The sequence below is a fragment of the Streptomyces sp. ICN903 genome, assembly GCF_022015835.1.
Taxonomy (GTDB): domain Bacteria; phylum Actinomycetota; class Actinomycetes; order Streptomycetales; family Streptomycetaceae; genus Streptomyces; species Streptomyces fenghuangensis.
On the sequence record NZ_JAKMAY010000008.1, the window covers coordinates 16,697 to 41,582 of the forward strand.

Sequence of the window (24,886 nt, forward strand, 5' to 3'; positions counted from 1 at the left end):
CGGGCGCGCCCGGACCGGCGGGCCGGCCCCCCGTCATGCCCGCGACCATGCCGTGGGCGGGCGGTAGCCGGTGCGCCCGGCGGACCAGTCGGCCCGCTCCGCGGACGCCTCCGGGTCGCCGGCCTCCGCGGCGGCCTCCGGTCCCCGCGGGCCGGACGCGTCCGCGGGGGTCCGGTGGGCCGACAGCGCCAGCAGTACGGCGGTGACGGCGGCCAGCTCTCCCGCGTCGGGGTTCCCCCGTACGACGGTCAGCAGGGCCTGTGGTGTGTCGTTGGCCATGCGGGCAGGGTGCGCCCCGCGGCTAGAGGGGCGCTCGCGGGCCGGACGCGGGCGGGCCGGACCCCTTGGGGCCCGGCCCGTCGTGCCCGGCGGCCGTGCTCAGCCCGTGATTCCCCGCTCGTAGGCGATGTGCCGGGTGCGCTCGACGCGTAATCGCGCCACCCGGGCCAGCCCGTCGTACGCCCCGTCGCGCTCGGCGCCGGCCAGGGCCCGGTCGCAGGCTCCGGTGTCGGTCCACCACACCATGCCCAGGTACCGCTGCGGCCGGAAGGTCGAGCGCAGCAGGTCGAAGCCGCCGAAGCCGTCGGTACCGGCCAGGAGGCGGGACAGCTCGCGGGCCTCCTTCTCGAACTCCAGGGCCCCGCCCAGCACGGTGCACGGCAGCAGCACCACGTTGTCGTGCCCGGGCCGCGCGTTGCGCACCAGCAGGCGGTCGACGCTGACCGCCTGGTCGGCCTCGGTGTCCACCATGGGCTCCAGGCACCGCACGTGTTCGAGGAACGTCTCGGTGTGCACGGTCTCGATGAAGCCCTCCAGACTCCGCCAGTGCCCCACGTGGACGTAGGAGCCCGGGGAGTCCAGCAGCCGCACGGTCACCAGGTAGGAGAAGTCCCGCCGGCGGCGCAGGTACTGGGAGTGCTCCCGGAACTCCTGCTCGAACCGGCGCGGGTTCCCCTTGACGGTGAACCGGTGGACTGTGGTCAGCGGACTGCTGAGGTCACGATCGGTCATGAAGGTTCTCCGCGAACCGCTTGGCGTGCCGGAGGGTGGTGGTGCTGTTGGTTCCCAGGGCCTGCCGGACCTTGGCACGGGCCTCGGCGAGCGTGGCCTGGGGGCCCAGCAGCTGCCGCACTCCCTCGGGGTCGAGGGTGACGGTGTGCCAGGAGGTGGCGCGCACGCCCTTTCCGTGGGGCTCGATCTCCCAGCGGCCGGTGTGCCCGCTCATCACCACCGGTACCCGCAGCTGCTTGTAGACGATGACGGACCGGTCGGGGAAGCACACCCGCACGGACATGGTGTTGTGCAGGGAGCCGTCCGGGCTGCGGGTGTCCATGTCCATGCGCTGGACGGTGGAGCCGCCGCCGTCGGAGGGGGACTCCTCCAGGCCGATGCGGGCGACGTGGGGCAGGCGCTCGGGCCACAGGTCGGCGCGGTCGAGGAAGGCGAAGACGTCCTCGGCCGAGCCCTCGATGTCCACCGAGTCGCTGAAGGTGAAGCGCAGTGCGCCGTCCTCCGCACCCGTCCGCCCGCCGCTCTGCTCGGCGCCGCTCCGCTCGGCGCCGCTCTGCTCCGCGGCGTTCTTCAGGGCCGTCAGTTCGGCGCGGCTGTTGCGGTCCACGGCCCGCTCGATCAGCTCGACCGCCGCCGGGTCGTCGTCCACGGCGGTGTAGTCGTGCAGCAGGACGACCCGGCTGCCGCCGTCGTCGTTGGGCTCCACCAGCCACTTCCCGCCCATCGACGCCACCGGGTGCGCGGAGGCCACCTGGCGGAAGGAGACGGTACGGGCGCGGCTGTCGAGGATGCGGTGCGAGGTCCACGAGCGGACCTGGTCGTTGGCCGTGGCCCAGATCCGCAGGAGCTGCTCGTCGGCGTGCTCCTCCAGGACCTCGACGTGGATGGTGGGGCCGAAGACCTGCGGCCACGCCGAGACGTCGGCGACCAGGCCGTAGACGGTGTCCGCGGGCGCGTCGACGACGACGGTGTGCTCCGTGACATGGGTCCGGGCGGTCCCGGCGGCTTCGGCGACGGCGGTGGCGGTGGCGGTGGCGGTGGCGGTGTTCGGCACCATGGCGGGTCTTCCCTTCGGGTCGCGCCGCTCGCACGGCGCCTGGGTCAGGTTGGCAGAGGGCGCTCGAGCAGGGCTGGAGCGCCGGAGGAGGGAGGTTCGAGCCCGCCCGGCGGACCGCCGGGCGGGGTGCGCGGGCCGGGCGGTGCCGGCCGGCTGCGTTCAGAGGTCCGCGCCGCCGTGTTCGGGCGGTGTGTCCGCACGGTGCGCTCGGGCGGCCTGCTCGGGCGGTGTGTTCAGGCGGTGTGTTCAGGCGGTGTGCGCCCATTCGGGCCGGTCCAGGATCTCCACGACCGCCGAGCCCCAGCTGTAGCCGGCGCCGACGCCGACGAGCAGGCAGTTGTCACCGGGCCGCGCCCGGCCGGAGACGACCAGGTGGTCCAGGCTCGCGAACTGGTCGCCCGCGCCCAGATGCCCGACCGTGCGGCTCCACTCCCAGGCCGTGCGGGACGGGTCGATGCCGAACGGCTGGTAGTAGATGGACTGCAGCCGGCGCCGCCCGAAGTGCGGCAGCACCACCCAGTCCACCTCGCCCAGCTCCAGGTCGGCGTCGGCCAGCGCCTGCTTGAGCACGGTCTGCTGCCCGGCGTGGGCGCGGGTGACGGCGTACGACATGCCCACCCGGGCCACGAAGGAGCGCTTGGCCTCCTCGAAGTCCACCGGGATGCGGTGCGAGAAGGGCGCCCGCCCGAACGGCTCGTCGCCGCGGTGCAGGGGCTCCAGCTCGGGGTCGGCGAGCATCGCCAGGGAGCGCAGCCGGGCGTACCCGCCGCGCCGGGAGAGCACCAGCGCGGTGGCGCCGTCGGCGTACGGGGTGCCCGGGTCGGTGTGCCAGCGGTCGATGCCGGGCTCGCAGAACCGGTCGGCGGTGGTCAGCAGCGCGTCGCGGCGCCCGGGGACGGCCGTGAGGTAGGAGTGGGCGAGGTCCAGGGCGGCCATGCCGCCGTTGGACATCTGCCGGATCTCGATGGCCGGGCAGCTGTTGCCGAGCGCCTCGCGCTGCACGTAGGAGGCGACGGGCCACAGGTCCTGGCCCTGGTGGTAGGTGTCGGCGTGCAGGATCAGGTCGGTGTCGCCGCCGCTGCCGCCCGCCCTCTCCAGGGCGGTGCGGGCGGCGTGCACGGCCATCTCGGCGGCGGACTCGTCCGGCGAGTACGCCACCGAGACCATGCCCGTGGCCGCCGCCACCCGTTCCGGGCAGGCGCCCGACGCCACCGCGTCGGCCACCGGCAGGGACGAGGGGAGCCGCACTCCGGTCCCCCGTATGTAGATGTCTTCCACTCGCACAGCCACTCCAGGGTCGTCGGCGGTGTCGCGTCCGGTGCCGCCGGCGGCACCGGACGGACGTCGGACGGGTACGGGACGGGCGTCGGGCAGGCGTCGGGCGGACGCTTCAGCCCACCGCCGCCACCGCGGGGACAACGGCACGGTGGGGGGCCCGGTGGTCGGCCCCGCACTCGGTCAGCAGGACGTAGCGGACCGCGTCCAGCAGGGCCCGCCAGGAGGCGGCGACGGTGTTCCCGTCCACGCCGACGGTGCCCCAGCGGCGGCGCCCGTCGGTGAAGGTGATCAGGACGCGCGCGGCGGCGGCGCTGCCCGAGCCGTTCCCCAGCACCCGGACCTGGTAGTCGGCCAGTTCCAGCCGGGCCAGTTCGGGGAAGAACGGGTCGAGCGCCTGGTGCAGCGCCCGGTCCAGGGCGTTGACGGGCCCGTTGCCCGTGCCGGTCGCGGCCAGCGGCGTGCCGTCGATCCGCAGCCGCACCGACCCCTCGGTGCGCACCTCGCCGCCGGCCAGCTCCTCGACACCGACCTTCCAGGCGTCCACCTCGAAGGGCTGCTCCAGCCCGCCGCCGGTCAGCTCCTCCAGCAGCAGCAGTTCGAAGGAGGCGTCGGCGGACTCGAAGCTGTAGCCGCGCCCCTCCAGCTCCTTGACCCGGGCCGCGGCCCGCGCCACCGGCTCGGAGCCGGCCGACACCTCGTAGCCCAGTTCCCGGGCCTTGAGCTCGATGGAGGAGCGCCCGCCCATGTCGGAGACCAGGGTGCGCATGGCGTTGCCCACCAGGCCGGGGTCGATGTGCTGGTAGAGGTCGGGGTCCACGCGCAGGGCGGAGGCGTGCAGCCCGGCCTTGTGCGCGAAGGCGGAGGCGCCGACGTACGGGGCCGCCGGGTGGGCGTGCACCCCGGTCAGCTCGCCGATGGCGCGGCCCGTCTCGGCCATCTCCCGCAGCCGCTCGGCGGGGACGACGTCGGTGCGGCCCCGCTTGAGGACCAGGTTGGCGGCGACGGTGAACAGGTTGGCGTTGCCGCACCGCTCCCCGTATCCGTGGGCGGTGCCCTGCACGTGGTCGGCGCCGGCGTCCACGGCGGCCAGGGTGTTGGCCACCGCGCAGCCGGTGTCGTCGTGGCAGTGGATGCCCAGGCGCGCGCCGGTGGCGGTGAGGGTGTCGGCCACCACGGCGCCGATGCCGTCCGGCAGGGAGCCGCCGTTGGTGTCGCACAGCACGACGGCCTCGGCGCCGGCCTCGGCGGCGGCGCGGACGACCTCCAGGGCGTACTCGCGGTTGGCGAGGTGTCCGTCGAAGTAGTGCTCGGCGTCGACGAAGACCCGGCGGCCGGCCCGCACCAGGTGCCGTACGGTGCTGCCGATCATCGCCAGGTTCTCGGCGAGCGTGGTGCGCAGGGCGAGTTCGACGTGCCGGGTGTGGCTCTTGGCCACCAGGGTCACCACCGGGGTCTCGGCCTCCAGCAGCGCCCGCACCTGCGGGTCGGTGGTGACCAGGGTGCCGGGCCTGCGGGTGGCCCCGAAGGCCGCCAGTTCCGCGTTGCGCAGGTTCAGTTCGGTGCGCGCCCGGCGGAAGAACTCGGTGTCCCGGGGGATGGCTCCGGGCCAGCCGCCCTCGATGAAGCCCGCCCCGAAGGCGTCCAGGTGGCGTGCGACGGCGAGCTTGTCCCCGACCGTCGGCGCCAGGCCCTCCTGCTGTGTTCCGTCGCGCAGGGTCGTGTCGTAGAGCTGGAAGCGCCGATCGGCCATCGTCCCTCCCTCGTCGTGCCCCGGCAGCCGGACGGCGCCGCGGGAGGTGCCACCGTCCGGCTGCCGGCTGGAGGAACGCTCGAGCACGGGTCGTCCCCGCGGGCCGGCCCGGCCCGGACCGCGGGCGGGACCGGCGCGGTGCGCATACGCTGGTCCGCCATGCCCACTCATGCGTCATCGGTTCCGGTGCTCGGCCGGCGCGCCCTCAACCGCGCCCTGCTGGCACGCCAACTGCTGCTCCAGAAGTCCGGCATGACCGCTCTGGAGGCGATGGAGCACCTGGTCGGTCTGCAGGCGCAGTCGCCCAAGGCCCCCTACGTCGGCCTGTGGACGCGGCTGGAGGACTTCCGCCACGACGAGGTCTCCGAACTTCTGACCTCCCGCAGGGCGGTCCGCATCGCCCTGTTGCGCGGGACGGTCCACCTGGTCAGCGCGCGCGACTGCCTGGCCCTGCGCCCCCTGCTCCAGCCGCTGTTCGACCGCGGCGTTCTCCCGACGTACGGCAAGGACCTCGCCGGTCTGGACCCCCGCGAGGTCGCCGACGCGGGCATGGCCCTGCTCGCGGACGGCCCGCGCAGCGCGGCGGAGCTGGGGAAGCTGCTGCGGGAGCGGTGGCCCGACCGGCCGGCGTCCGTGCTGGCCAACGTCTTCCGCTTCATGGAGGCCCTGGTGCAGACCCCGCCCCGCGGGGTCTGGGGGGCGTCCGGCCAGCCGGTCTACGCCCACGCCGAGGAGTGGCTGGGCGGCCCCCTGGACGACGGGGCCTCGCCGCACTCCATGGTCCTGCGCTATCTGGCCGCCTTCGGCCCGGCCACCGTGCAGGACATCCAGACCTGGTCGGGGCTCACCCAGCTGCGTGAGATCACCGAGGAGCTCCGCCCCCGGCTGCGGACCGCCCGCACCGAGGACGGCGCCGAGCTCCTGGACGTCCCCGGCGCCCCGCTCCCCGATCCCGACACCCCCGTACCGCCGTGCTTCGTCGCCGAGTTCGACAACCTGATCCTGTCCCACGCGGACCGCTCCCGGGTCATCAGCGACAGGGCCCGCAAGGCGATATACACCAAGAACGCCCAGATCCCGGGGACGTTCCTGGTGGACGGCTTCGTGCACGGCAAGTGGAAGATCACGCAGCAGCGGCGCGCGGCGACCCTCACCCTCACCCCCTTCTCGCCCCTGCGGGCCGCGGACGCGCAGGCCCTGACCGCCGCGGGTGCCGAGCTGCTCGCCTTCGCGGCCGACCGGGCCGAGACCTTCGACGTCCGCATCGAGCAGCCGCTGGACTGATCCTCCGGCCGGGGTCCGCCCACGCGTCCGTCGAGTGCCGCTCAAGCGGCGCACGGAAGGCTCGCGACGGTATCGACGTCCTCTCCGGCGTCGTGGGCGGCGAGCAGTCCGAGGCGGCCGTCCAGGCGGCGGTGGGACGCTCGGTCCGCACTCCGCGGCGCGCTCTTCGGCCGGGCCGGCGACGGCCTCGGCGGCTTCCCGCGCCTGGACGTCATGGCCTCCGTCGTGCGGCAGGCCTCCGTCCGCCCGTTCGCCACCCACCACACCCCCGAGCAGACCCGGGCATGGAACCAGCACTTCAGCACCTGGCTGCACGAGGGGAAGTCCGTCCTCCCGCACACGATCGTCGAAGGCGGTCTCACCGAGGCCCCGGGCGCGCTGATGCCGATGCCGGCCGGCAGGTACGCCGGCGGCGTCGTGGTCAGGGCCGCCCGAGACCGGAAGGGTCACACCATGCCGACGCCACAGCCCACCGAAGAACTGGGCGCGCTCCTCTCACAGCCTCTTCGGTGGTCGCCGAGCGACACCGAGGAGGGGCTCGAACTCGCCTCCGTCGAGGTCCCCCTGGACTACGCCGATCCCGGCGGCCGGCGCATCTCGATCGCGGTCAGCAGGCGCCGGGCGGCGGACCCCGCCCGGCGGCGGGGTGTCCTGCTGTCGGTCCACGGCGGGCCGGGCGGTGACAACGGCCACGGCCGGATGATGCCGGTCGAGCTCCACCGGACCACCCCGCTGAACGAGGTCTACGACCTGATCGGCTTCGACCCTCGCGGCACCGGCGCCTCGACCCGGCTGGACGGCGAGGACACCCCCGCGCGGGCCGTCTTCGACTCGCGTCCCCCGGACTCGGCGTTCGCCCTCCTCACCGAGGACATGCGGGCCCGCGAGGAGGGGTGCCGGCGCGCCGGGGGCGAGCTGCGCCGGCACGTCAGCACCCGCAACACCGCCCGCGACATGGACCTGCTCCGCGCCGTCCTCGGCGAGGAGCGGATCAACTTCGTCGGTTACGCCTACGGCACGCTCGTCGGCGCGGTCTACGGCACCATGTTCCCCGCGCGTCTGGACCGCAGCGTGCTGGACTCCTCCGTCCACCCCGGCTGGGACTGGCGGCGGCAGTTCATGGCACAGGCCCTGGCCGTCCGGGAGAACGTGGACGCGTGGGCGGCGTGGGCCGGCGAGCGCAACGGCCGCTACGGCCTGGGCACCGACGCCGCGCAGGTGCTGGCCTCCGTCGAGGAGACCGCGTCCCTGCTGGCCGCCCGCACCCCGGACGCGTCGCTGCGCACCTCCTTCGACGGGATCATGGGCACCCTCGCCCCGCTGCGCCCGCGCTGGGACGTGCTGGCCCTGCTCGTCGGCGACCTCCACAAGGCCGCCGCGTCGGGGAGCACCGAGCAGGCCCGGGAGCTGCTCGCCGGGCAGTCGGCATGGCGCCCCGGCTCGGCCGCCGGCCAGGTGCGGGAGGCCGTGCTGGAGGCGGTGACCTGCGAGACCGACTGGCCCGCGGACCTGGAGGTCTACTACCGGGACATGCGGCGCTTCCGGGACGAGTGCCCCTACGGCTACGGCGTGCTGCGCGCCCAGCCGTGGGTGGGGACGTTCCGCTCGTTCACCCCGGCCGAGGAGGCCACCCGGGTGCGGCGCGAGGGGTATCCGGCCGGTCTGGTGGTCCAGGCCGACGGCGACCCGCTGGACCACCACGAGGGCGCGACGGCCATGGCCGAGCGGCTGGGGCACCGGCTGGTCCTGGTGACCGACTCCGGCGCCCACGAGATCTACGGGTTCGGCGGCAACGCCCTCGTGGACGAGCACGTCAACCGCTATCTGCTGGAGGGCGTCCTGCCCGGCGGCACGGTCCGCTGCCCGGGTGATCCCCGGCCGGACGTCCCGCCGGACGCGGAAGCGGTGTAGTCCGTGCGGGCCGCCGGGAGGCGGCGGCCCGCACGGGCACGGCACGTGCGAGGGGCCGGCCCGGGAGTGCGGAACTCCCGGGCCGGCCCCTCGCGGGCGCGGCCCGTTCAGCAGCTGGGGGTGGTGCTCACCCGCTGGACCGAGACCTTGGCCTCCACGCTGGTGAGGTAGGTGCCCACCGCGTCGTACACCCGGGAGGTGCCGGAGCTGTCGAACGTCCCGCTCTGCTGGACGGCCTTCTGGTTGACGTCCACGTAGCCCACGGTGGTGCCGTCGGCCTGGAACATCCTCTCCACGAGGCGGTAGGTGAAGGTGCCGTCACCGGTCTGGTTCCATATGCCCAGGCCCTGGCCGCCGCCGTCCGAGCCGTCGCCGGCGGTCAGGCAGACCAGACCGCCCCTGTGGAAGGAGACGGTGATCTGGCCGGACCCGTCGCCGTGGTCGACGGTGCCCCGCCAGGTGCCGACCGGGGTGGTGGCGGTGGTGGTACCGGCGGTGGTACCGGCGGTGGCGGCCCCCGGGGCCATGACCCCGACGGCCGCGGCCAGTCCGAGGACCGACAGTACGTTTCTGATCTTCCTGTTCACGGTGTTCCCCGTTCTCTCTGTTCGGCGGCGCCGGTTCCCGGCGCCTTTGCATGGGGGGGTTGGACGCGGCCGGGGCCGCGCCGTGGGGAGTTCGGTGCTCCGCCGCGCGTCAGCGCAGGGTGCGGCGGAAGGCGCGGAGTTCGGCGGCCAGGACCTCGGGCCGCTCCAGGGCCGGGAAGTGGCCGCCGTCCTCCAGGTCGCGCCAGTGGCGCAGGTCGGTGAAGCGCTCGCGGGCCCACGCCCGGGGCAGCCAGGCGTCCTTGGGGAAGACCGAGCATCCGGTGGGCACGTCGGTCGGGCGCATCGGCTCCTTGTCGAAGCTCTCCCAGAACAGCCGCGCCGAGGAGGTTCCGGTGTTGGTGAGCCAGTACGTCGTGACGATGTCCAGCAGCCGGTCGCGCGGCACGGCCTTCTCCAGGTCGCCGTCGTGGTCGGCCCACTCCCAGAACCTGTCGATGATCCAGGCGAGTTGGGCCGCCGGTGAGTCGGCCAGTCCGTAGCCGAGGGTCTGGGGACGCGTGCCCTGGATGGCCGCGTAGCCGGAGCGGTTCTTCCCGAACCCGGCCATGCGCGCCATGGCGGCCCGGTCCCGCTCGTCCAGCTCGACCTCCCGCTCCGGCGGCCTGGCCAGGGGCATGGTGAGGTGGATGCCGGCCAGGTGCGCGGCGTCGGTGCTGCCCAGCGCGGCCGAGACCCACGAGCCCCAGTCGCCGCCGTGGGCGATGTACCGGTCGTGGCCGAGCCGGGCCATCAGCTCCGCCCACGCCTCGGCGGTGCGCTGGACCGTCCAGCCGGTCTCCCGCGGCCGGTCGCTGAACCCGTGGCCGGGCAGGGAGGGGCAGACGACGTCGAAGGCGTCCGCCGGGTCCTCCGGATCGGTGAGCGCGGCGATGAGGTCGAGGAACTCCACCACCGAGCTGGGCCAGCCGTGGGTCAGCAGCAGCGGCGTGCTCCCCGGGTGGGGGGAGCGCACATGCAGGAAGTGGATGCCCACACCGCCGATCTCGGTGCGGAACTGGGGCAGGGCGTTCAGCCGGGCCTCGGTGGCCCGCCAGTCGTACTCCTCGGCCCAGTACCGGCACAGCTCCCGGACCTGCTCCAGCGGTGCGCCCTGGGACCAGTCGTCCACGGTCTCCGCGTCCGGCCAGCGGGTTCCGGCCAGTCTTCGCCGCAGGTCGTCCAGAGCCGCCTGCGGAATCTCCACCCGGTAGGGCTCGATCGCTGCGTTCACCCTTCCGCCTCCTTCCTGCCGCTGTCCTCGCGGTGCGGCCCTCGTCACGGCGTCTCGTCACGGGGAAGCTAGAAGCAGCGGCTACAGCCCCGGTCGAGTCGGCCGGGACGGCAGCAGCCGCCCGATCTCCGCCTCGGACAGTCCGTTTTCGGCCAGGACCTCCCGGCTGTGCTCACCGCAGCGCGGCGCCGGGCCCGGCAGCCGTGCCGCCGTCCGGCCGAACCGCGGCGCGGGCGCGGGCTGGAGCAGCCCGCCGGCCTCGCGGTAGGTGCCCCGGTCCCGGTTGTGGGGGTGCTCGGCCGCCTCCGCCAGGGTCAGCACGGGGGTCACGCACGCCTCGGTGCCGTCGAACGCCTCCGTCCACTGCGCACGGGTCCGGGAGGCGAACCTGCGCTCGAACTCCCCTCGCAGGGCCGGCCAGTTGCCCTGGTCGCCGCGGTCGGGCAGGCCCTGCGGGTCCAGGCCGAGAACGGCCAGGAACTCCAGGTAGAACCGCTCCTCCAGGGCTCCGACCGCCATGTGGCCGCCGTCGGCGCACTCGTACACGTCGTAGAAGGGGGCGCCCGTGTCGAGGAGGTTGCCGCCCCGCTCCGGCCGCCACCGGCCGGCGTCGGCCATCGCCGTCAGCATGCCCAGCAGCGACGCGGTGCCGTCCACGATCGCGGCGTCCACGACCTGCCCGAGCCCGGAGTGCCGCCGCTCGTACAGCGCGGCCAGGATGCCCACGACCAGCGGCAGCCCGCCGCCGGCGAAGTCGCCCAGGAGGTTCAGGGGCGGTACGGGCGGGCCGCCGGCCCGCCCGACGGCGTCCAGCGCGCCGGTCAGCGCGATGTAGTTGATGTCGTGCCCGGGGGCGGCGGCCAGCGGGCCGGTCTGGCCCCAGCCGGTCATCCGGGCGTACACCAGGCGCGGATTGCGGGCGCGGCACTCCCGCGGTCCGACACCCAGCCGCTCGGCGACGCCCGGGCGGAACCCCTCGACCAGGACGTCGGAACGCTCCACGAGCCGCAGCAGCGCCCCGACGGCCTCGGGGTCCTTCAGGTCCAGGGCGACCGAGCGGCGGCCCCGGTCCAGCACCCGGTGCCAGCTTCCGAACGGCCGGTCGCCCCCGGGCCGGTCGACCCGGATCACCTCGGCCCCCAGGTCGGCCAGCACCATGCAGGCGAAGGGCGCCGGTCCGATGGCGGCCAGTTCCAGGATCCGCAGGCCGCTGAGCGGTCCGCCGCCGGTGTCTGTCTCCATGGCCGCGAAGCTAGGAAGCCGCTCTGCAGCGGCCCTTGAGCCGGCCTCGTACCGCCCGCGCGGGCGGGGGCGGTACGCGCGGCCCCGTCCGCCGGGATTCGACCTGTGCCCTAGCCGCCGTTCCTAGCCTCGGCCCACCCGTCTTCACGCCGCCGCCCGTCACCGCGACGGGACAGCGAGAAGGCCGTCAGTCAGCTGATCAGCAGGAGGAACCCGGATGACCACCAGCGCGATCGAAACCGGCGGCGAAGCCGAGACCGAGGCCAAGACCTTCCCCTACCAGCGCGCCTGCCCCTTCAGCCCGCCGCCCGAGTACACGGAGATGGTCCAGGAGGACGTCTCCCAGGTGACCCTGACGGGTTCCGGTCTGCGCATCTGGACGGTCACCGGCTACCACACCATCCGCCAGCTGCTGACCGACCCCAGGGTCAGCGCCTCGCGCAAGCACGCGAACTTCCCCTTCTACTTCATCGCCCCGCCCGAGTTCCGCACCGAGACCTCGTTCATCGGCTACGACGGCCAGGAGCACGTCAACACCCGGCGCAAGGCCGCCCTCACCTTCACCAGCCGGCAGGTGCGGAAGCTGCGTCCGCGGATCGAGGAGATCGTCGACGAGCACATCGACAAGATGCTGTCGATGTCCCCTCCCGTCGACATGCACCGGGTGTTCTCCCTCTCCGTGCCGATGACCGTCATCTGCGAGCTGCTGGGCATCCCCCAGGACAAGCACGACTTCTTCATCAAGCACGGCACCGCCCTGCTGGGCGGCCACAGCTCGGCCGAGGAGCGCCAGGCGGCCATCGTCGAGGTGAACGCCTACGTCGACGACCTCATCCAGCTCAAGAAGCGCGAGCCGGGCGACGACCTGCTCAGCAGGGCGATGGCCGACTACGCCTCCTCCGGCGAGGAGTACACCGACCGCGACCTGTTCAACATGGTCCGGCTGCTGATGAACGGCGGCCACGAGACCACCGCGAGCCAGATCTCCCTGGGCACCGCCTGCCTGCTGGAGAACCCCGACCAGCTCGAACAGCTCAAGGCCGACCCGGATCTGGTCAAGCCCGCGGTCGACGAGCTGATCCGGATCGCCACCATCGGCGACACCGCCGTTCCCCGTGTCGCCCTGGACGACATCGAGATCGGCGGCAAGGTCATCCGCAAGGGCGACGGAATCCTCTGCCTGGGGATGGCGGCCAACCGCGACCCGGAGGTCTTCCCGGAGCCCGACAAGGTCATCCTCAGCCGCGGCAGCCGCAAGCACCTGGGCTTCGGCCACGGCGTGCACCACTGCATCGGCGCGGACCTGGCCCGCCTGGAGCTGGAGATCGTGTGGAGCAGGCTGTTCCACCGCATCCCGACCCTCCGGCTGGCCAAGCCCTTCCTGGAGATCCCCCGCAAGGAGGGCGCGGTCATCTACGGCCTGTGGGAGCTTCCGGTCGCCTGGTGACCCACCGCGGTCCCCGCGCACGCCAGCGACAGTCCGACGAGCCCTACGAGCCCGAGGAGAGCTCCATGGCCAAGATCACCTACAAACACCCCGACGGCACCGACACCGTGGTGGACGTCCCGTCCCCGAACACCGTGATGCGCGGAGCCAAGATCAACGGCATCGACGGCATCGAGGCCCAGTGCGGCGGGTCGGCGCAGTGCGGCACCTGCCACGTCTACGTCGACGAGGCCAACACCCTGCCGCTGCCGCCGATGCACGAGTCGGAGGACGACGTGCTGTACGGGACGGCGTGCCCCCGCCGCCCCAACAGCCGGCTGAGCTGCCAGATTCCCGTCAGCGACGAGATCGACGGCCTGGTGGTGCACCTGCCGGAGGCCCAGTCCTGATGGCGGCCTTCCCGGCGTCTCCGGCGTCGTCCGTCGTCATCGTCGGGGCGGGCCAGGCCGGTGCGGACACGGCGGCGGCCCTGCGCGGCCGCGGCTTCCCCGGCCGCATCGCCCTGGTGGGGGAGGAGGAGGCGCTCCCCTACCGCCGCCCGCCCCTGTCCAAGGGATACCTCGGCGGCACGGCGGACGCCGGGGACCTGGAGCTGCTGCCCGCCTCCTCCTACGCGGACCAGGGCATCGACCTGGTGCTCGGCGACCGTGCCGTGCGCGTCGACCCCGAGGAGCGGTCCGTCGTACTGGACTCGGGCACGCGGCTGTCCTACGACCGGCTCGTCCTGGCCACCGGCGCCCGCCCCCGGCGGCTGCCCGTGCCCGGCGCCGGGCTGGAGGGGGTCATGACCCTGCGCGGCCTGTCCGACGCCGCCGCCCTGCGGGAGGCCCTGCACGGGGCCCTGCGCGAGGGCGGGCACCTGCTGGTCGTCGGCGGCGGTTTCGTCGGCCTCGAACTGGCCGCCACCGCACGGCGGATGGGGCTGGAGGCCACCGTGGTGGAGGTGGGGCCGCGGCTGATGGCCCGCTCCCTGAGCCCCGGCATGTCGGAGCACCTGCGCACGGAGCACCTGCGGCAGGGCGTCCGGGTCCTCCTGCACCGCGAGGTGACGGCCCTGCGCGGCGACGCCCGCGGACACGTACGGGTGGCGGAGCTGGACGGCGGGGAGCGTGTCCCGGCCGATGTGGTGGTGTTCGGCGTCGGGGTGCGCCCCGGCGCCGAACTCGCCGCCGCCGCGGGCCTGGAGGTCGGTGACGGCGTCCTCGTCGACCGGTGGCTGCGCACCAGCGACCCGGCGGTCCACGCGATCGGCGACTGCGCCCGCTTCCCCAGCGCGCGCTACGGCCGGCAGCTGCGTCTGGAATCGGTGCAGAACGCGTCCGACCAGGCCCGCTGCGCGGCCGCGGCGATCTGCGGGGACCCGGTGCCGTACGAGGCCGTCCCGTGGTTCTGGACGGAGCAGTACGCGATCAGGCTGCAGATCGCGGGGATCACCGACGGGCACGACCGCGCCGTGACCGTCGGGGACCCCTCCGGCGGCCGCTTCTCGGTGCTGTGCTTCCGCCAGGGGCGGCTGCTGGGGGCGGAGTCGGTCGGCCGGCCCGCCGACCACATGATCGTCCGCCGGCTCCTCGCGGCGGAGGGCGGCCCCGTCCTCTCCCCCGAGGAGGCCGCGCGTCCCGGCTTCGACCTGAAGGAGTACCAGGGCAGGCAGCGGCAGCCCGCCTGACCGCGTCCGTTCCGCCGGTTCCGCGCCGTCCGCCCCTTCCCGGGCCGGGCGGCGCGGAACCGGTTGTGCGCGACGGCCGGGCGACGGCCGGGCACAGCGGTTGGACAGCCGGAGGACAGCCGGGACCCACCCGGTACGGCCGGAGGGGGCCGGGGTCCGATCGGACCCCGGCCCCCTCCGGCCGTACCGGCGGACACCCGCCGCCCTCTCCTCGCCGCTACCCCTGCCGCACCGGGCCGAGCAGCGCCGTCGCGTAGCTGCCGCGCGCCGAGGTGTCGTACTGCAGCGCCACATGGCTGGCCGCCACGGTGACGTCCCGCCAGAAGCGCTGGAGGGGCTGCGCCGGCGCCAGGCCGCTGGTCCCGGCCCCGTGGACCAGCAGGTCCACGGCCTCGGTGAGCAGTTCGGCGGCGGTGGCGGCGTTCCGCTCGCTGTGCGCCAGGAGCTCCCGGGTGAACGCGCCGCCGTCGGCGGTGGCGGCGTTCCGCTCGATCAGGAGCCGGGCGGCGTCGATCCGGCCCGAGGCGCGCACCAGCCTCGTCTCGGCCGTCTGCGTGCGCCGCCGCCCCGTCAGCGTGGCGGCGAAGGCGTCCAGCGCCCCTGCCGCGGCGCCCGCCGCCGGGACGGCGAAGGCCAGCCCCGCGGCGGCCGGCAGCGGGACGTTGTGGACCGCCGCGGTGGAGTGCGCGTTGCGCCCGGAGAGCATCTCCATGCGGTCGAAGGACAGGTGCCCGGGCACCAGGACGTCCTCGACCACCACGGTGTGGCTGCCGGTGGCGCGCATGCCGATGCTGTCCCAGGTGGGGTGGACGGCGCAGTCCCGGGCGCGCACCGCGAAGAAGCGCATCGCGGGCGGGCCCCCGGCGGGCGGGCTCCCGGCGGGCGCCCCGGGCGCGGGCGCGGCCGCGCACAGCAGGACCCAGTCGGCGTGCTCGACGCCGCTGACGTAACCCCAGCTGCCGCTCAGCCGCCAGCCGCCGTCCACGGCGACGGCCCGGCCCGTCGGGGGCAGGCCGGCGGCGACGACGGTGTCGGGGCCGCCGCCCCAGATCTCGCGCTGGCCCTCCTGCGGGAGGTGGGCCGCGAACCGCGCCGAGTGGGCGGTGAGCGAGGCGATCCAGGCGGTGGACGGGCAGCTCCGGGCGATCGTGAGGACGGCTCCGGCCAGCTCGCCGAACGTCCCCTCGGTCCCGCCCCAGGCGGCGGGTACGAAGTGCCGGGCGAACCCGTGCGAGCGCACCGCGCCGACGACCTCGGGGGCGAGTGCGCCGCTGCCGTCGGCCTCGGCCGCGTGGCCGGCCGCGAGTTCGCGCAGTTCCTCCGCTCCCGCCGCCACACCGGCGGCGGGACGGGCATCGGTCCCGGCGGTCACCGCTGGACGGCCTTCTCGAACAGCTCAAGCGTCTCGCCCGGGCTGGGACCGTCCAGCGCGCGGTGGATCGCCTGCGCGTCGGGGCCGTGCTTGTGCAGCTTCACATGGGCCAGCTCGACCCTGGTCGTGGTCGCGTCGACGGGGGTGATCGTCAGCTCGATCTCGCTGGCGCGCTCGTCGTCGGGGATGGACTGCCAGCGGCCGTCGATCCGCCAGGTCATCGAGAGCCGGTGAGGGGGCTCCCAGGTGAGGATCCGTCCCCAGTCGATCTCGTTGCCCTCCGCGTCCCACTCGTAGTAGCGCCCGCCCACGCCCGGCTCGAAGGCGAGTCCGACGCGCTCGTTCTTCAGCAGGACGTGCGTGGGCGGCCACCAGTCCTCGGGCCGCTCGGTGAAGACCTTGAAGCAGTGCTCGGGCGTGGCCGCCACCGTCACCGACTTCCGTACGTCCGGGACCGACTGCTCGGGCTGACCGGCCATGTGGAGCCTCCTCGCTGCGTGTCTTGCGCACATCGGACGCGCACCACCGTCGCGGTCCGGGCTCGACGGGGTGTCGAGCCCGGCTCGAAACGCCGTGCGGCGCACGCCGGGCCGGTGCCGGTTCGGTGCCGTTTCGGCGCACGGCGGTTCGAGGGGGAATCGAGATCCGCGCAAGGCCCAGGGGTCACGGTCGTCGTCACCCAAGCCACCTCACGGAAAACGGGAGAGCACGATGACAGACGCAGGACGGCGGGTCGCCTTCGTCACCGGCGCCACCAGCGGTATCGGCCTCGCCGTGACCGAGCTGCTGGCCCGGCAGGGCATGGCGGTGTTCGGTGTGGCGCGCTCCGAGGAGAGCGTGAAGGCCATGGTCAAGCGGCTCCGCGCGGAGGGGGCGGAGGTGTCGGGCACGGTGTGCGACGTCTCCTCGACCGAGCAGGTGCGCGAGGCCGTCGCCGCGGCGGTGGGCGAGTACGGCCGGGTCGACGTCCTGGTCAACAACGCCGGCCGGGGCGGCGGCGGGGTCACGGCCGAGATCGAGGACGCCCTCTGGCTGGACGTGATCGACACCAACCTCAACGGCACCTTCCGCGTCACCCGCGAGGTGCTGGCGAACGGCCGCATGCGGGAGGGCGGCTGGGGGCGGATCGTCAACATCGCCTCCACCGGCGGCAAGCAGGGCGTGGAGCTCGCCGCCCCGTACTCCGCCTCCAAGCACGGGGTCGTCGGCTTCACCAAGGCCGTCGGCAAGGAGCTGGCCAAGAGCGGCATCACCGTGAACGCCGTCTGCCCCGGCTACGTCGAGACCCCCATGGCCCAGCGGGTGCGCCAGGGGTACGCGGGCCACTGGGGCGTGACGGAGGAGGAGGTCCTGGAGAAGTTCCAGGCGAAGATCCCGCTGGGCCGCTACTCCACTCCGGAGGAGGTCGCCGGCCTGGTCGGCTACCTGGTCTCCGACACCGCCGCGTCCATCACCGCCCAGGCGCTCAACGTCTGCGGCGGCCTCGGCAACTACTGATCCGGCCGGCGCACCGAGACCTTGGAGCCGCAACCATGAGGCGTGACAGCACCACACTGACCCCCGAGTCGGACATCGCGGCCTTCCGGTCGGCCATGGGGTGCTTCCCGACCGGGGTGGCGCTGCTCTCCCGGGGAAGCGGGGCCGCGGCGTCCGTCGTCACCGTCAACAGCCTGACCTCCGTGTCCCTCGACCCCCTGCTCCTGCTGGTCTGCCTGAAGTCGGACAGCCGGATGGTCCGGCGGGTCTCGGAGGCCGGGAGCTTCGCGGTGAACGTGCTGGACGAGACCCAGCGGGACCTGTCGGCCCTGTTCGCCCGCCCCGACCGCCCGTCGGGGGAGCCTGCCATGCGGCTGCTGGACGCCGTGGAGGGCGTCACCGGGAACGCGGTGCTGCCCTCCGCCGCCGCCTTCTTCGAGTGCCGGCTGCACGCGGAGTACGCGGGCGGCGACCACATGGTGTTCCTGGGCCGGGTCGTCGCCCTGCACCGCTCGACGCCGGACCGCCGCCCACTGCTGTTCCACCACGGCCGGTACGCGGCGCTCGCCTGAGGCGTCCGCCGGCCCACGACCGCACGGGAGTCCCCATGACCCTGTCCCTCGGCACCACCGCCTCCGGTCCCGCCGCCCCCGGTCCCGCGGCCTCCCCGGCCGCCGGCGCCCCCTTCCTGGAGGAGGTCGCCGACGGCGTCCACGCCTTCGTCCAGCCGCCGGGCGGCTGGTGCCTGAACAACGCGGGCCTGGTGACGGGCCGGCCCGGCGGCGAGGGCCCGCCCGTCCTGATCGACACCGCGGCCACCGAGGCCCGCGCCCGGCTGCTGCGCCGGGAGGTGGAGCGGGTCGCCCCGGACGGGCCGGGCATCGTCGTCAACACCCACTTCCACGGCGACCACACCTTCGGCAACAGCCAGTTCACACCTCGGGCGGTGGTCGTCGCGCACGAGGGCACCCGCGCCGACAGCGCCGAGGCGGGGCTGGGGCTGTGCGGGCTGTGGCCGGACGTGGAGTGGGGCGACGTCCCGCTGACCCTGCCGACGCTGACCTTCCGCGACGGGCTCACCCTCCACGCCGGGGGCCTGCGTGTGGAGCTGCTGCACCTGGGCCCCGCGCACACCGCCGACGACACGGTGGCGTGGGTGCCCGAGCGCGGCGTGCTGTTCACCGGCGACCTGGTCTGGTCGGGGGTGACGCCGTTCGTGCTGATGGGCTCGGTGACCGGTTCGCTGCGGGCGCTGGAGCGGATGCGGGCCCTCGCCCCGCGCGTGGTGGTCCCCGGTCACGGGCCGGTGGGCGGGCCGGAGCTGCTGGACGCCACCGAGGCGTATCTGCGGTGGCTGCTGCGCGTCGCGGAGGATTCCGCGCGCGACGGGCTGCCACCGCTGGAGGCGGCGCGCCGCGCGGACCTGGGCGGCTTCGCCGGGCTGCTCGACCCCGAGCGCCTGGTCGGGAACCTGCACCGCGCCCGCGCGGAGCTGGAGGGGCTGCCGCCGGGGGCGCGGATGGACGTGGCCGGCCCCTTCGGGGAGATGGTCGCGTACCACGGAGGACTGCCGGACTGCCACGCCTGAGGCGGCGTGCCGGATCCGGCGGGGAGGAGATGACGATGATCACCGATGCGCCGGAGCGTGAGCCCCTGGAACACGACTTCGGGGACACCCCCGTTCCCCTGCTGGCCGGAGAGGAGGACGACGCGTCCGAGCCGCACATCTGGCGGGGCATCGACTGACGGGCCGTCCGGAGGCCCCGGACGGAAGCGGTGCGTGCGGCATCACGGCGGTGGCCCCCCGAATCCCATCGGGGGGCCACCGCCGTGATGCCGTTCGCCGTACCGCGCGCCGCTCGGGCCGGGCCCGGAAGGCGCCTTCAGGAGGCGGGGAGCTCCACGGGGGTGTCGCGGTGGATGACCCGCGACCTCGTGAGCAGTTCGCCGTCGCGCCGCACCAGCACGTCGTCGACGGTGAAGGTCGGCTGGAAGGAGACCTTCCCCTCGCGGTCGGTCTGGGTGACGAGCGTGTAGTACGACACCCGCAGGGTGTCCTCGTCCTCGGGGTCGGTCTCGATCAGCAGGTGGTCGAACCAGTGCCGGACGGCGATGTCCCGGTAGCGCGGCAGGTTCGCCCGCATGCCCGCGACCATCCGCTCCCGGCCCTGCGCCCGCTCGCCGTTGGCGTGCACCACCACGCCGTCGTCGGTGAAGGTGTCCGCGAAACCCTCGATGTCCAGGGCGTCCACGCGGCGCATCTGCCGCGCGTAGAACGTCTGCACCTCCGCGTAGAGGTCCCCGGTGACCTTGCTCCTGGTTGCCTGGACCGCCTGAGACACGGCGACTCCCTTCGATGACGGCCTGCGCCGCCGAAGGCCGGCGGCGCGATCGCCACCACGCTGCCGCGTCCGGCTTCAGCACCGCTGGAGACCGGCTCGCACGGCCGCCCGGCTCGTACGTTCCGGCTCGCACGGGCCGCGCGGGCCGGGCGGGTCATTCGTCGCGCACCACCACGGCGAGCTGCGCCCGGCCGCGGACGCCGAGCTTGCGGTAGATGCGGGTCAGCCGGGCCTCGACGGTCTTGACGCTGAGGAAGAGCCTGGCCGCCGCCTCCTGGTTGCTCGCCCCCTGCCCGACGAGCAGGGCCAGGCGCCGCTCCGCCTCGGTGAGTCCCTCGGTGAACCCGGCCGGCCCGCCGGGGAACGGATCGGCCCCGCCGCGTGGCGGGGCGCCGCCGGCCAGCCGCGCCCAGGGCCGGGCCCCGACACGGTCGAACACCCCGGCCGCCTCGCGCAGTACGGCCTGCGCGGCCGCCCGGCGCCTGCGGCGGCGCTCGGTGCGCGCCAGCGCCAGCAGGGTGCGTCCGGCCTCGATGGGCAGCCCGTGCCCGGTGAAGCGGCCGGCGGTCTCCCGCAGCAGTTCCGCCCCCGCGTCCGGATCGCCGGTGGCCGCCAGGTACTGGCCGCGGACCCGGTCCAGCGCCGTCAGCACGGTGGTGCGGCCCAGCCGCCGTGCCACCGGGGTGACCTCCGCCAGCAGGTCGGCGGCCCTCTCCGGCTCCCCGCCGGCCACGTACGCCTCGGCCAGCTCCTCGTGCCAGCGCAGGACGGACGGGTCGGTGGCCAGGGCGGCGATCGGCAGGTCGCGGATGCCGCCGAGCGTCTCCAGGGCCAGGGCGGTCTCGCCCATGGCGAGCTGTACGCGCCCGAGCGCGTACAGGGAGCAGTGCACGAAGACCTGGTCGCCCTCCTCCTGGGAGGCGCGCAGGCTGCGGCGGGCGTAGTCGGCCGCGCGCCGGAAGCTGCCGCCGGCGGTCTCGGCCAGCGCCGCGCTGTACCACAGCGGCCCCGGGGAGAACCCGGCCTCCAGCGCGATGGACACCGCGCGGCGGGCGTGGGCGAGGGCCGCGGCGCACTGCCCCTGGCGGGCCTCGACCTCGGCCAGCGAGCGCAGCGCCACCACCAGGTCCTCGGTGGTTCCCAGCCGTTCGAGCTCGGGCAGCAGGGCGAGCAGTCCTTCGCGCGCCTCGGTGAGCCGGTCGTCGAACAGGGCGTGGCGGTAGGCGAGCAGCCGCGGCCCGTTGCGCAGCGCGGGCGGGAGCCCCTCCCGCCACACGGTCAGGGCCTCCTCGGTGTGCGCCTCGGCCTCAAGCTCCCCCAGGGCGCGGCTGATGCGGGCGCGGGCGGTGGCCGCCAGTACGGCGGTCTCCCGGTCCCCGGCGGCCAGGGCCAGGCGGTACGCCTCCTCGGCGGTGGCGCGGGCCGCGACGCTGTCGCCGTCGGCCAGTTGCTGCTTCCACACCAGCCGGACCAGCACGGCCGCGCGCATCGACGGGTCGTCGCCGGCGTCGGCCAGGGCGTGGGAGAAGGTCTCGTCCAGGTCGCCCAGGCTCTGGAAGGCGGTGTCCAGGATGGCGAGCCGGGCGCTCAGCCGGGCGGCGGGCGGCACATCGCGGGCGAGGATGGCGTCGGCGGCCCGTTTGGACAGGTCGGGCCGGGCGGCGCGGGCCGCGTCGGCGGCGGCCCCCAGCAGCCGTGCCACCTCCTCCTCCGGCCGGCCGGCGGGGGTGCGTTCGGCGGCGAGCAGGCCGAGTTCGGCCGCCAGGGCGCGGTCCCCGCGGCGGCGGCAGGCTTCCAGGGCCCGGTCGAGCTCCCCGGCCATCTCCGCGTCGGCGTCGCGGGGGTCGGATGCCAGGGCCCGGTGGCGTACGGCCTGCACGGGGTCGCCCACGGCGTCGGCCAGGGCGGTGTGGCAGGCGGCCCGCTGCGTCCAGTCCGCCTCGGCGGCCAGGGTCGCGGGCACCACCTCGGCGGTGAAGGCGACCGCGCCGTCCTCGCCGACGGTGACCAGCCCGGCCCGTTCGGCGGCCGCGAGGTCCGCCTCGGCCGAGGCCCGGCCCGCCCTGCGCAGCACGGTCGTGGTCGGCCCGGTGGTCAGCGCGGCGAGCAGCAGGGTGGGGTGCGCCTCGGCGGGCACCTCGGCCAGCATGTGGCGGGCGGCGGCTCGGGCCTCGCCGCCCGGCGGCAGTTCGTCGGCGTGGTGGACGAAGGTGCGGGCGCCCGCCAGGGAGCGGCCGATGGCCAGGGCGAGCCTGGGGTTGCCGCCGCTGGCCCGGTGGATGCGGCCGGCCAGACGGGCGGGGAGTTCGTGGTCGGCCAGCAGCGCGGCGATGTGGTCGGCGCCGAGCGGCGGGACGGGGACGACGCGGGGGCCGGTGTGGCCGAAGAGGTTCTCCGCGTGCAGCGGGCTGGTGTGCTGCCGTTCGGCCACCAGGGCCCGCACCGCGGGCGGGGCCTTGTGCAGGGCGAAGCGGAGCAGGGCGGAGCTGTCGGGGTCCAGCCACTGGGCGTTGTCCACCACCAGCAGCACCGGCCCCTCGGCGGCGAGCAGGCGCAGCACCTGGGCCACGGCCAGCCGCAGGGCGACGCGGTCCTGTCCGGCGGCGGGCGCCTCCGTCTCGCGGCGGGCCACGGCGACGGCCGCGCGCTGGGGCCGGGGCAGCTCCCTCAGGATCTCCTCGGGCACGTCGTCCAGCAGTCCGGCCGCGCCGGCGCCGGGGATGCCCCGGTCCTCCTCCTCCGGGGCCAGCCACAGGACGGTCTCTCCGCGTGCCCGGCGTTCCTGAGGCCTGACCACGGCGGCGACCAGGGCCGTCTTGCCGATGCCCGGCGGGCCGGTGAGGGCGGCCCTGCCGTGGTCGCGCAGGGTCCGCTCCAGGTGGTCCAGCAGATCGCCGCGCCCGACCAGTGCCGGACGGGGGGTCTCCCGTTCCAGACCCATAAACCGCCTCCGGTCGTGTTCATGCCCGTGCTCCGCGAGGATACGGAGGACACGGGCTACCGGTCGATGGTCTTCGGCGTGGACGTTCGACGGTTTTTCGACGGAGGTTCCGGCGGCCTCCCGTGCGGTTGCGGTGGGCCGGCCGCCGGGAAGCCGTCAGGGCCTGCCGGCGGGTGCAGCGCCGGCAGGCCCTGGTTCGCCGGCCGTGCGGACCGTCTCGGTGGAGGTCCGGATCAGCGGCCGGAGGTCCCCGGTGGGGGCGGGGACCGTCGGTGGGGACCGTGCGGGGCCCGCCCCGTCAGGTGGACGGGCCCCGGTCCGGTGGCCGTCCGGGCCGGCCGGTCCCGGCCCGTTCGGGCCGGTTCCGGTCGCTCCCGTCCGGTGGCGGGCGGTTCGCTCAGAAGGTCAGGCTCCAGGAGTCGATGTAGCCGGTGTCTCCGGCGTAGACGTCCTTGACCCGCAGCTTCCAGGTGCCGTTGGCGAGCACCGAGGAGGCGTCGACGGTGTACGTGGCGATCACGTTGTCGGCGCTGTCGTAGGCGGCCTCCTTGAGGGTGGCGTAGCGGCCGTCGGGGGCGACCAGCTCGATGACCAGGTCACCGCGGTAGGTGTGCTTGATGTCGACGTCCACCCGCAGGTCGGCCGGCGCGTAGCCGCTGCGGCCGCTCACCGCGATCGAGGAGGTGACACCGGTGGCGTTGCTGTCCGGGATGGAGACGTTGGCGCTGTTGGTGTAGGTGTCGCCGGCCGGGGGCTCCTCGTCCCCGCCGCCGCTGTCGCCGCCCGCGGCCGCGACGGTCGCGGCGGCGTCGGCCAGACCGGCGCCGCAGCCGCCGCCGCAGGTGCCGGGCAGGGTGCGGGCATTGGACTTGATCAGCTGCTCGATCTGGGCCGGGCTCAGCGAGGAGTTGGCCGACTTCATCAGCGCGGCCAGGCCGGCGATGTGCGGGGCGGCCATGCTGGTGCCCTGGTAGTAGGCGTAGGTCTCGCCGGCGGGCCGGGTGGAGCCGGAGTCCACCGTGGAGAGGATGCCGTTGGTCCGGGTCGCGGTCTCGCCGCCGGGGGCGGTGATGTCGATGATCGAACCGTAGTTGGAGTAGGAGGCCCGGTTGCCCTGGCGGTCGCCGGCGGCGACGGTGACGACGTTGGAGCAGTTCGCCGGGACGAAGCCGGAGGCGTTGGTGTTGCTGTTGCCCGCCGCGACGACGACCGTGGTGCCGCGGCCCACCGCTCCGTTGATCGCGTTCTGGTAGGTGCTGGAGCAGGTGCCGCCGCCGCCCAGGCTCATGTTGATCACGTCGGCCGGGGTGGGGTTGGCCGGGACGCCTGAGACGGTACCGCCGGAGGCCCAGATGATGGCGTCGGCGATGTCGGCGGTGGTGCCGCCGCACTTGGCGAGCACGCGGACGGGCTGGATCTTCGCGCCGTAGGCGATGCCCGCGATGCCCTTGCCGTTGTTCGTCGCCGCGGCGATGGTGCCCGCGACGTGGGTGCCGTGCCAGGAGGAGGGGCTGTCGTAGGTGGCGCCGCACTCGCCGGCGTAGAACCAGTCGCCCTCGTCGGCGGGGTTGCCGTCGCGGCCGTTGCCGTCCCGCGCGTTGGTGGCGTTGGAGACGAAGTCGTAGCCGGAGACGATGTTGGCGGCGAGGTCGGAGTGGGCGACGTAGCCGGTGTCCAGGACGGCGACGACCGTGCCCTGGCCGGTGGACCTGTCCCAGGCGCCGGGCACGCGCATGCCGGCGGTGGACTCGAAGAGGTCCCACTGGCTGCTGTACCGCGGGTCGTTGGGGGTCGCCATCGCGTACACACGCGTGTTGGGCTCGGCGTAGGCGACGTCCGGGTCGCTCTCGAAGGCCTTGACGATCTTGTTGATCTCGGCCTGCGAGGTCTTGCCCTCCACCTCGTACAGGGCCGCTCCCGTGGCCAGGCGGCGCTCGAACTTCAGCTTCTGCCCGGTCTTCCTGCCCTTGGCCCTGGCCTCGGCCCTCGCCTCGGAATCGGACTCGGCCGCGCTCGGGGACGCGCCTGCTGCCTTGGTCTCGGTGCGGTTGTGGTAGGCGACGATGACGCCGTCCGCGGGTGCCTCGGGGAGTTCGGTGCGCTGCTCGCCGGCCTTGGGTGCGGTCTCCCCCGCCTGCGGGGCCGCGGTCGCGACGGACGCGGTGGCGGCTCCGGTCATGAGGGTGGCGGTCGCCGCCAGCACTGATATCAGTCTTCGCCTTGGGGCCTTCACGGGGGGTCCTTTCGAAGCTGCCCGGGCGGGCCGGGCAGTGGGGGTGCCTGGTGCG

22 protein-coding genes are annotated in these 24,886 nt (G+C 74.6%); 9 read left to right on the forward strand and 13 right to left on the reverse strand.

Annotated features, from left to right (window positions below):
* Positions 1–33 precede the first annotated feature (33 nt).
* From L7D48_RS01800 to cimA, 5 genes are all read right to left on the reverse strand, one after another.
* Positions 34–279: an acyl-CoA carboxylase subunit epsilon gene (locus tag L7D48_RS01800; RefSeq protein ID WP_237876696.1), complete on the reverse strand. Its 246-nt coding sequence runs from the start codon at positions 277–279 to the stop codon at positions 34–36.
* A gap of 99 nt (positions 280–378) precedes the next feature.
* On the reverse strand, positions 379–1,011 hold the full coding sequence (locus L7D48_RS01805) for an antibiotic biosynthesis monooxygenase (protein WP_237876697.1): 633 nt from the start codon (positions 1,009–1,011) through the stop codon (positions 379–381).
* Positions 998–2,068: an aromatase/cyclase gene (locus L7D48_RS01810; RefSeq protein ID WP_237876699.1), complete on the reverse strand. Its 1,071-nt coding sequence runs from the start codon at positions 2,066–2,068 to the stop codon at positions 998–1,000. The genes L7D48_RS01805 and L7D48_RS01810 overlap by 14 nt, the downstream gene beginning before the upstream one ends.
* A 246-nt stretch (positions 2,069–2,314) precedes the next feature.
* Positions 2,315–3,352, reverse strand: coding sequence for a ketoacyl-ACP synthase III family protein (locus L7D48_RS01815; protein ID WP_237876701.1), 1,038 nt, complete (start codon positions 3,350–3,352; stop codon positions 2,315–2,317).
* Between the two features lie 106 nt (positions 3,353–3,458).
* The gene (gene cimA, locus L7D48_RS01820; protein WP_237876731.1) at positions 3,459–5,096 is read right to left on the reverse strand and encodes a citramalate synthase; all 1,638 of its coding nucleotides are present in this window, start codon (positions 5,094–5,096) and stop codon (positions 3,459–3,461) included.
* A gap of 159 nt (positions 5,097–5,255) precedes the next feature.
* Between cimA and L7D48_RS01825 the strand changes: the two genes are divergently transcribed.
* Positions 5,256–6,380, forward strand: a complete 1,125-nt coding sequence (locus L7D48_RS01825) for a winged helix DNA-binding domain-containing protein (RefSeq protein ID WP_237876703.1) — start codon at positions 5,256–5,258, stop codon at positions 6,378–6,380.
* A 213-nt stretch (positions 6,381–6,593) separates the two neighbouring features.
* Positions 6,594–8,291, forward strand: a complete 1,698-nt coding sequence (locus L7D48_RS01830; RefSeq protein ID WP_237876705.1) for an alpha/beta fold hydrolase — start codon at positions 6,594–6,596, stop codon at positions 8,289–8,291.
* 107 nt (positions 8,292–8,398) lie between these two features.
* Here L7D48_RS01830 and L7D48_RS01835 read toward each other — a convergent pair whose 3' ends face one another.
* The 3 genes from L7D48_RS01835 to L7D48_RS01845 all read right to left on the reverse strand — a co-directional run bounded on the left by L7D48_RS01835 (position 8,399) and on the right by L7D48_RS01845 (position 11,351).
* A complete protein-coding gene (locus tag L7D48_RS01835) occupies positions 8,399–8,878 on the reverse strand; it encodes a hypothetical protein (RefSeq protein ID WP_237876707.1) in 480 nt (159 codons plus the stop codon).
* A gap of 109 nt (positions 8,879–8,987) precedes the next feature.
* Positions 8,988–10,109, reverse strand: a complete 1,122-nt coding sequence (locus L7D48_RS01840; RefSeq protein WP_237876709.1) for an epoxide hydrolase family protein — start codon at positions 10,107–10,109, stop codon at positions 8,988–8,990.
* A gap of 81 nt (positions 10,110–10,190) precedes the next feature.
* A complete protein-coding gene (locus L7D48_RS01845) occupies positions 10,191–11,351 on the reverse strand; it encodes a CaiB/BaiF CoA-transferase family protein (RefSeq protein WP_237876711.1) in 1,161 nt (386 codons plus the stop codon).
* A 217-nt stretch (positions 11,352–11,568) separates the two neighbouring features.
* On the opposite strand from L7D48_RS01845, the gene L7D48_RS01850 reads away from it, so the two are divergent.
* The 3 genes from L7D48_RS01850 to L7D48_RS01860 all read left to right on the forward strand — a co-directional run bounded on the left by L7D48_RS01850 (position 11,569) and on the right by L7D48_RS01860 (position 14,467).
* Positions 11,569–12,798, forward strand: coding sequence for a cytochrome P450 (locus L7D48_RS01850; protein ID WP_237876712.1), 1,230 nt, complete (start codon positions 11,569–11,571; stop codon positions 12,796–12,798).
* A gap of 65 nt (positions 12,799–12,863) precedes the next feature.
* Positions 12,864–13,187, forward strand: a complete 324-nt coding sequence (locus L7D48_RS01855; protein WP_237876714.1) for a 2Fe-2S iron-sulfur cluster-binding protein — start codon at positions 12,864–12,866, stop codon at positions 13,185–13,187.
* Positions 13,187–14,467: an NAD(P)/FAD-dependent oxidoreductase gene (locus tag L7D48_RS01860; protein ID WP_237876716.1), complete on the forward strand. Its 1,281-nt coding sequence runs from the start codon at positions 13,187–13,189 to the stop codon at positions 14,465–14,467. Before L7D48_RS01855 ends, L7D48_RS01860 begins: the two co-directional genes overlap by 1 nt.
* A 217-nt stretch (positions 14,468–14,684) precedes the next feature.
* On the opposite strand, the gene L7D48_RS01865 is transcribed toward L7D48_RS01860, so the two are convergent.
* A complete protein-coding gene (locus L7D48_RS01865) occupies positions 14,685–15,839 on the reverse strand; it encodes an acyl-CoA dehydrogenase family protein (RefSeq protein WP_237876718.1) in 1,155 nt (384 codons plus the stop codon).
* The gene (locus L7D48_RS01870) at positions 15,836–16,318 is read right to left on the reverse strand and encodes an SRPBCC family protein (protein WP_237876720.1); all 483 of its coding nucleotides are present in this window, start codon (positions 16,316–16,318) and stop codon (positions 15,836–15,838) included. The genes L7D48_RS01865 and L7D48_RS01870 overlap by 4 nt, the downstream gene beginning before the upstream one ends.
* 232 nt (positions 16,319–16,550) lie before the next feature.
* Between L7D48_RS01870 and L7D48_RS01875 the strand changes: the two genes are divergently transcribed.
* From L7D48_RS01875 to L7D48_RS29060, 4 genes are read left to right on the forward strand one after another with little or no spacing between them, the layout of a single operon-like run.
* Positions 16,551–17,336, forward strand: coding sequence for an SDR family NAD(P)-dependent oxidoreductase (locus L7D48_RS01875; RefSeq protein ID WP_237876722.1), 786 nt, complete (start codon positions 16,551–16,553; stop codon positions 17,334–17,336).
* Between the two features lie 35 nt (positions 17,337–17,371).
* Positions 17,372–17,887: a flavin reductase family protein gene (locus tag L7D48_RS01880; RefSeq protein WP_237876724.1), complete on the forward strand. Its 516-nt coding sequence runs from the start codon at positions 17,372–17,374 to the stop codon at positions 17,885–17,887.
* A gap of 35 nt (positions 17,888–17,922) precedes the next feature.
* A complete protein-coding gene (locus tag L7D48_RS01885) occupies positions 17,923–18,903 on the forward strand; it encodes an MBL fold metallo-hydrolase (RefSeq protein WP_237876726.1) in 981 nt (326 codons plus the stop codon).
* A gap of 35 nt (positions 18,904–18,938) precedes the next feature.
* Entirely contained in the window at positions 18,939–19,061 is a 123-nt protein-coding gene (locus tag L7D48_RS29060) for a hypothetical protein (protein ID WP_256462320.1), read from the forward strand.
* Positions 19,062–19,198: 137 nt separating this feature from the next.
* On the opposite strand, the gene L7D48_RS01890 is transcribed toward L7D48_RS29060, so the two are convergent.
* The 3 genes from L7D48_RS01890 to L7D48_RS01900 all read right to left on the reverse strand — a co-directional run bounded on the left by L7D48_RS01890 (position 19,199) and on the right by L7D48_RS01900 (position 24,777).
* A complete protein-coding gene (locus L7D48_RS01890; protein WP_237876728.1) occupies positions 19,199–19,657 on the reverse strand; it encodes a nuclear transport factor 2 family protein in 459 nt (152 codons plus the stop codon).
* Between the two features lie 154 nt (positions 19,658–19,811).
* Positions 19,812–22,598: a LuxR family transcriptional regulator gene (locus L7D48_RS01895; protein WP_237876730.1), complete on the reverse strand. Its 2,787-nt coding sequence runs from the start codon at positions 22,596–22,598 to the stop codon at positions 19,812–19,814.
* 397 nt (positions 22,599–22,995) lie between these two features.
* Positions 22,996–24,777 carry a S8 family serine peptidase gene (locus L7D48_RS01900; protein ID WP_237876733.1) on the reverse strand — a complete coding sequence of 594 codons (1,782 nt, stop codon included), beginning with the start codon at positions 24,775–24,777 and terminating at the stop codon, positions 22,996–22,998.
* Between the last annotated feature and the right edge of the window lie 109 nt (positions 24,778–24,886).

What these genes read in the sequence shown, in the direction of transcription:
- L7D48_RS01870 (WP_237876720.1), bottom strand. Translation starts at nt 16,318, where the DNA reads ATGGCCGGTCAGCCCGAGCAGTCGGTCCCGGACGTACGGAAGTCGGTG.
- L7D48_RS01830 (WP_237876705.1), top strand. Translation starts at nt 6,594, where the DNA reads ATGGCCTCCGTCGTGCGGCAGGCCTCCGTCCGCCCGTTCGCCACCCAC.
- L7D48_RS01900 (WP_237876733.1), bottom strand. Translation starts at nt 24,777, where the DNA reads ATGACCGGAGCCGCCACCGCGTCCGTCGCGACCGCGGCCCCGCAGGCG.
- L7D48_RS01850 (WP_237876712.1), top strand. Translation starts at nt 11,569, where the DNA reads ATGACCACCAGCGCGATCGAAACCGGCGGCGAAGCCGAGACCGAGGCC.
- L7D48_RS01825 (WP_237876703.1), top strand. Translation starts at nt 5,256, where the DNA reads ATGCCCACTCATGCGTCATCGGTTCCGGTGCTCGGCCGGCGCGCCCTC.
- L7D48_RS01810 (WP_237876699.1), bottom strand. Translation starts at nt 2,068, where the DNA reads ATGGTGCCGAACACCGCCACCGCCACCGCCACCGCCACCGCCGTCGCC.
- cimA (WP_237876731.1), bottom strand. Translation starts at nt 5,096, where the DNA reads ATGGCCGATCGGCGCTTCCAGCTCTACGACACGACCCTGCGCGACGGA.
- L7D48_RS01800 (WP_237876696.1), bottom strand. Translation starts at nt 279, where the DNA reads ATGGCCAACGACACACCACAGGCCCTGCTGACCGTCGTACGGGGGAAC.
- L7D48_RS01845 (WP_237876711.1), bottom strand. Translation starts at nt 11,351, where the DNA reads ATGGAGACAGACACCGGCGGCGGACCGCTCAGCGGCCTGCGGATCCTG.
- L7D48_RS29060 (WP_256462320.1), top strand. Translation starts at nt 18,939, where the DNA reads ATGATCACCGATGCGCCGGAGCGTGAGCCCCTGGAACACGACTTCGGG.
- L7D48_RS01805 (WP_237876697.1), bottom strand. Translation starts at nt 1,011, where the DNA reads ATGACCGATCGTGACCTCAGCAGTCCGCTGACCACAGTCCACCGGTTC.
- L7D48_RS01895 (WP_237876730.1), bottom strand. Translation starts at nt 22,598, where the DNA reads ATGGGTCTGGAACGGGAGACCCCCCGTCCGGCACTGGTCGGGCGCGGC.
- L7D48_RS01880 (WP_237876724.1), top strand. Translation starts at nt 17,372, where the DNA reads ATGAGGCGTGACAGCACCACACTGACCCCCGAGTCGGACATCGCGGCC.
- L7D48_RS01885 (WP_237876726.1), top strand. Translation starts at nt 17,923, where the DNA reads ATGACCCTGTCCCTCGGCACCACCGCCTCCGGTCCCGCCGCCCCCGGT.
- L7D48_RS01860 (WP_237876716.1), top strand. Translation starts at nt 13,187, where the DNA reads ATGGCGGCCTTCCCGGCGTCTCCGGCGTCGTCCGTCGTCATCGTCGGG.
- L7D48_RS01855 (WP_237876714.1), top strand. Translation starts at nt 12,864, where the DNA reads ATGGCCAAGATCACCTACAAACACCCCGACGGCACCGACACCGTGGTG.
- L7D48_RS01875 (WP_237876722.1), top strand. Translation starts at nt 16,551, where the DNA reads ATGACAGACGCAGGACGGCGGGTCGCCTTCGTCACCGGCGCCACCAGC.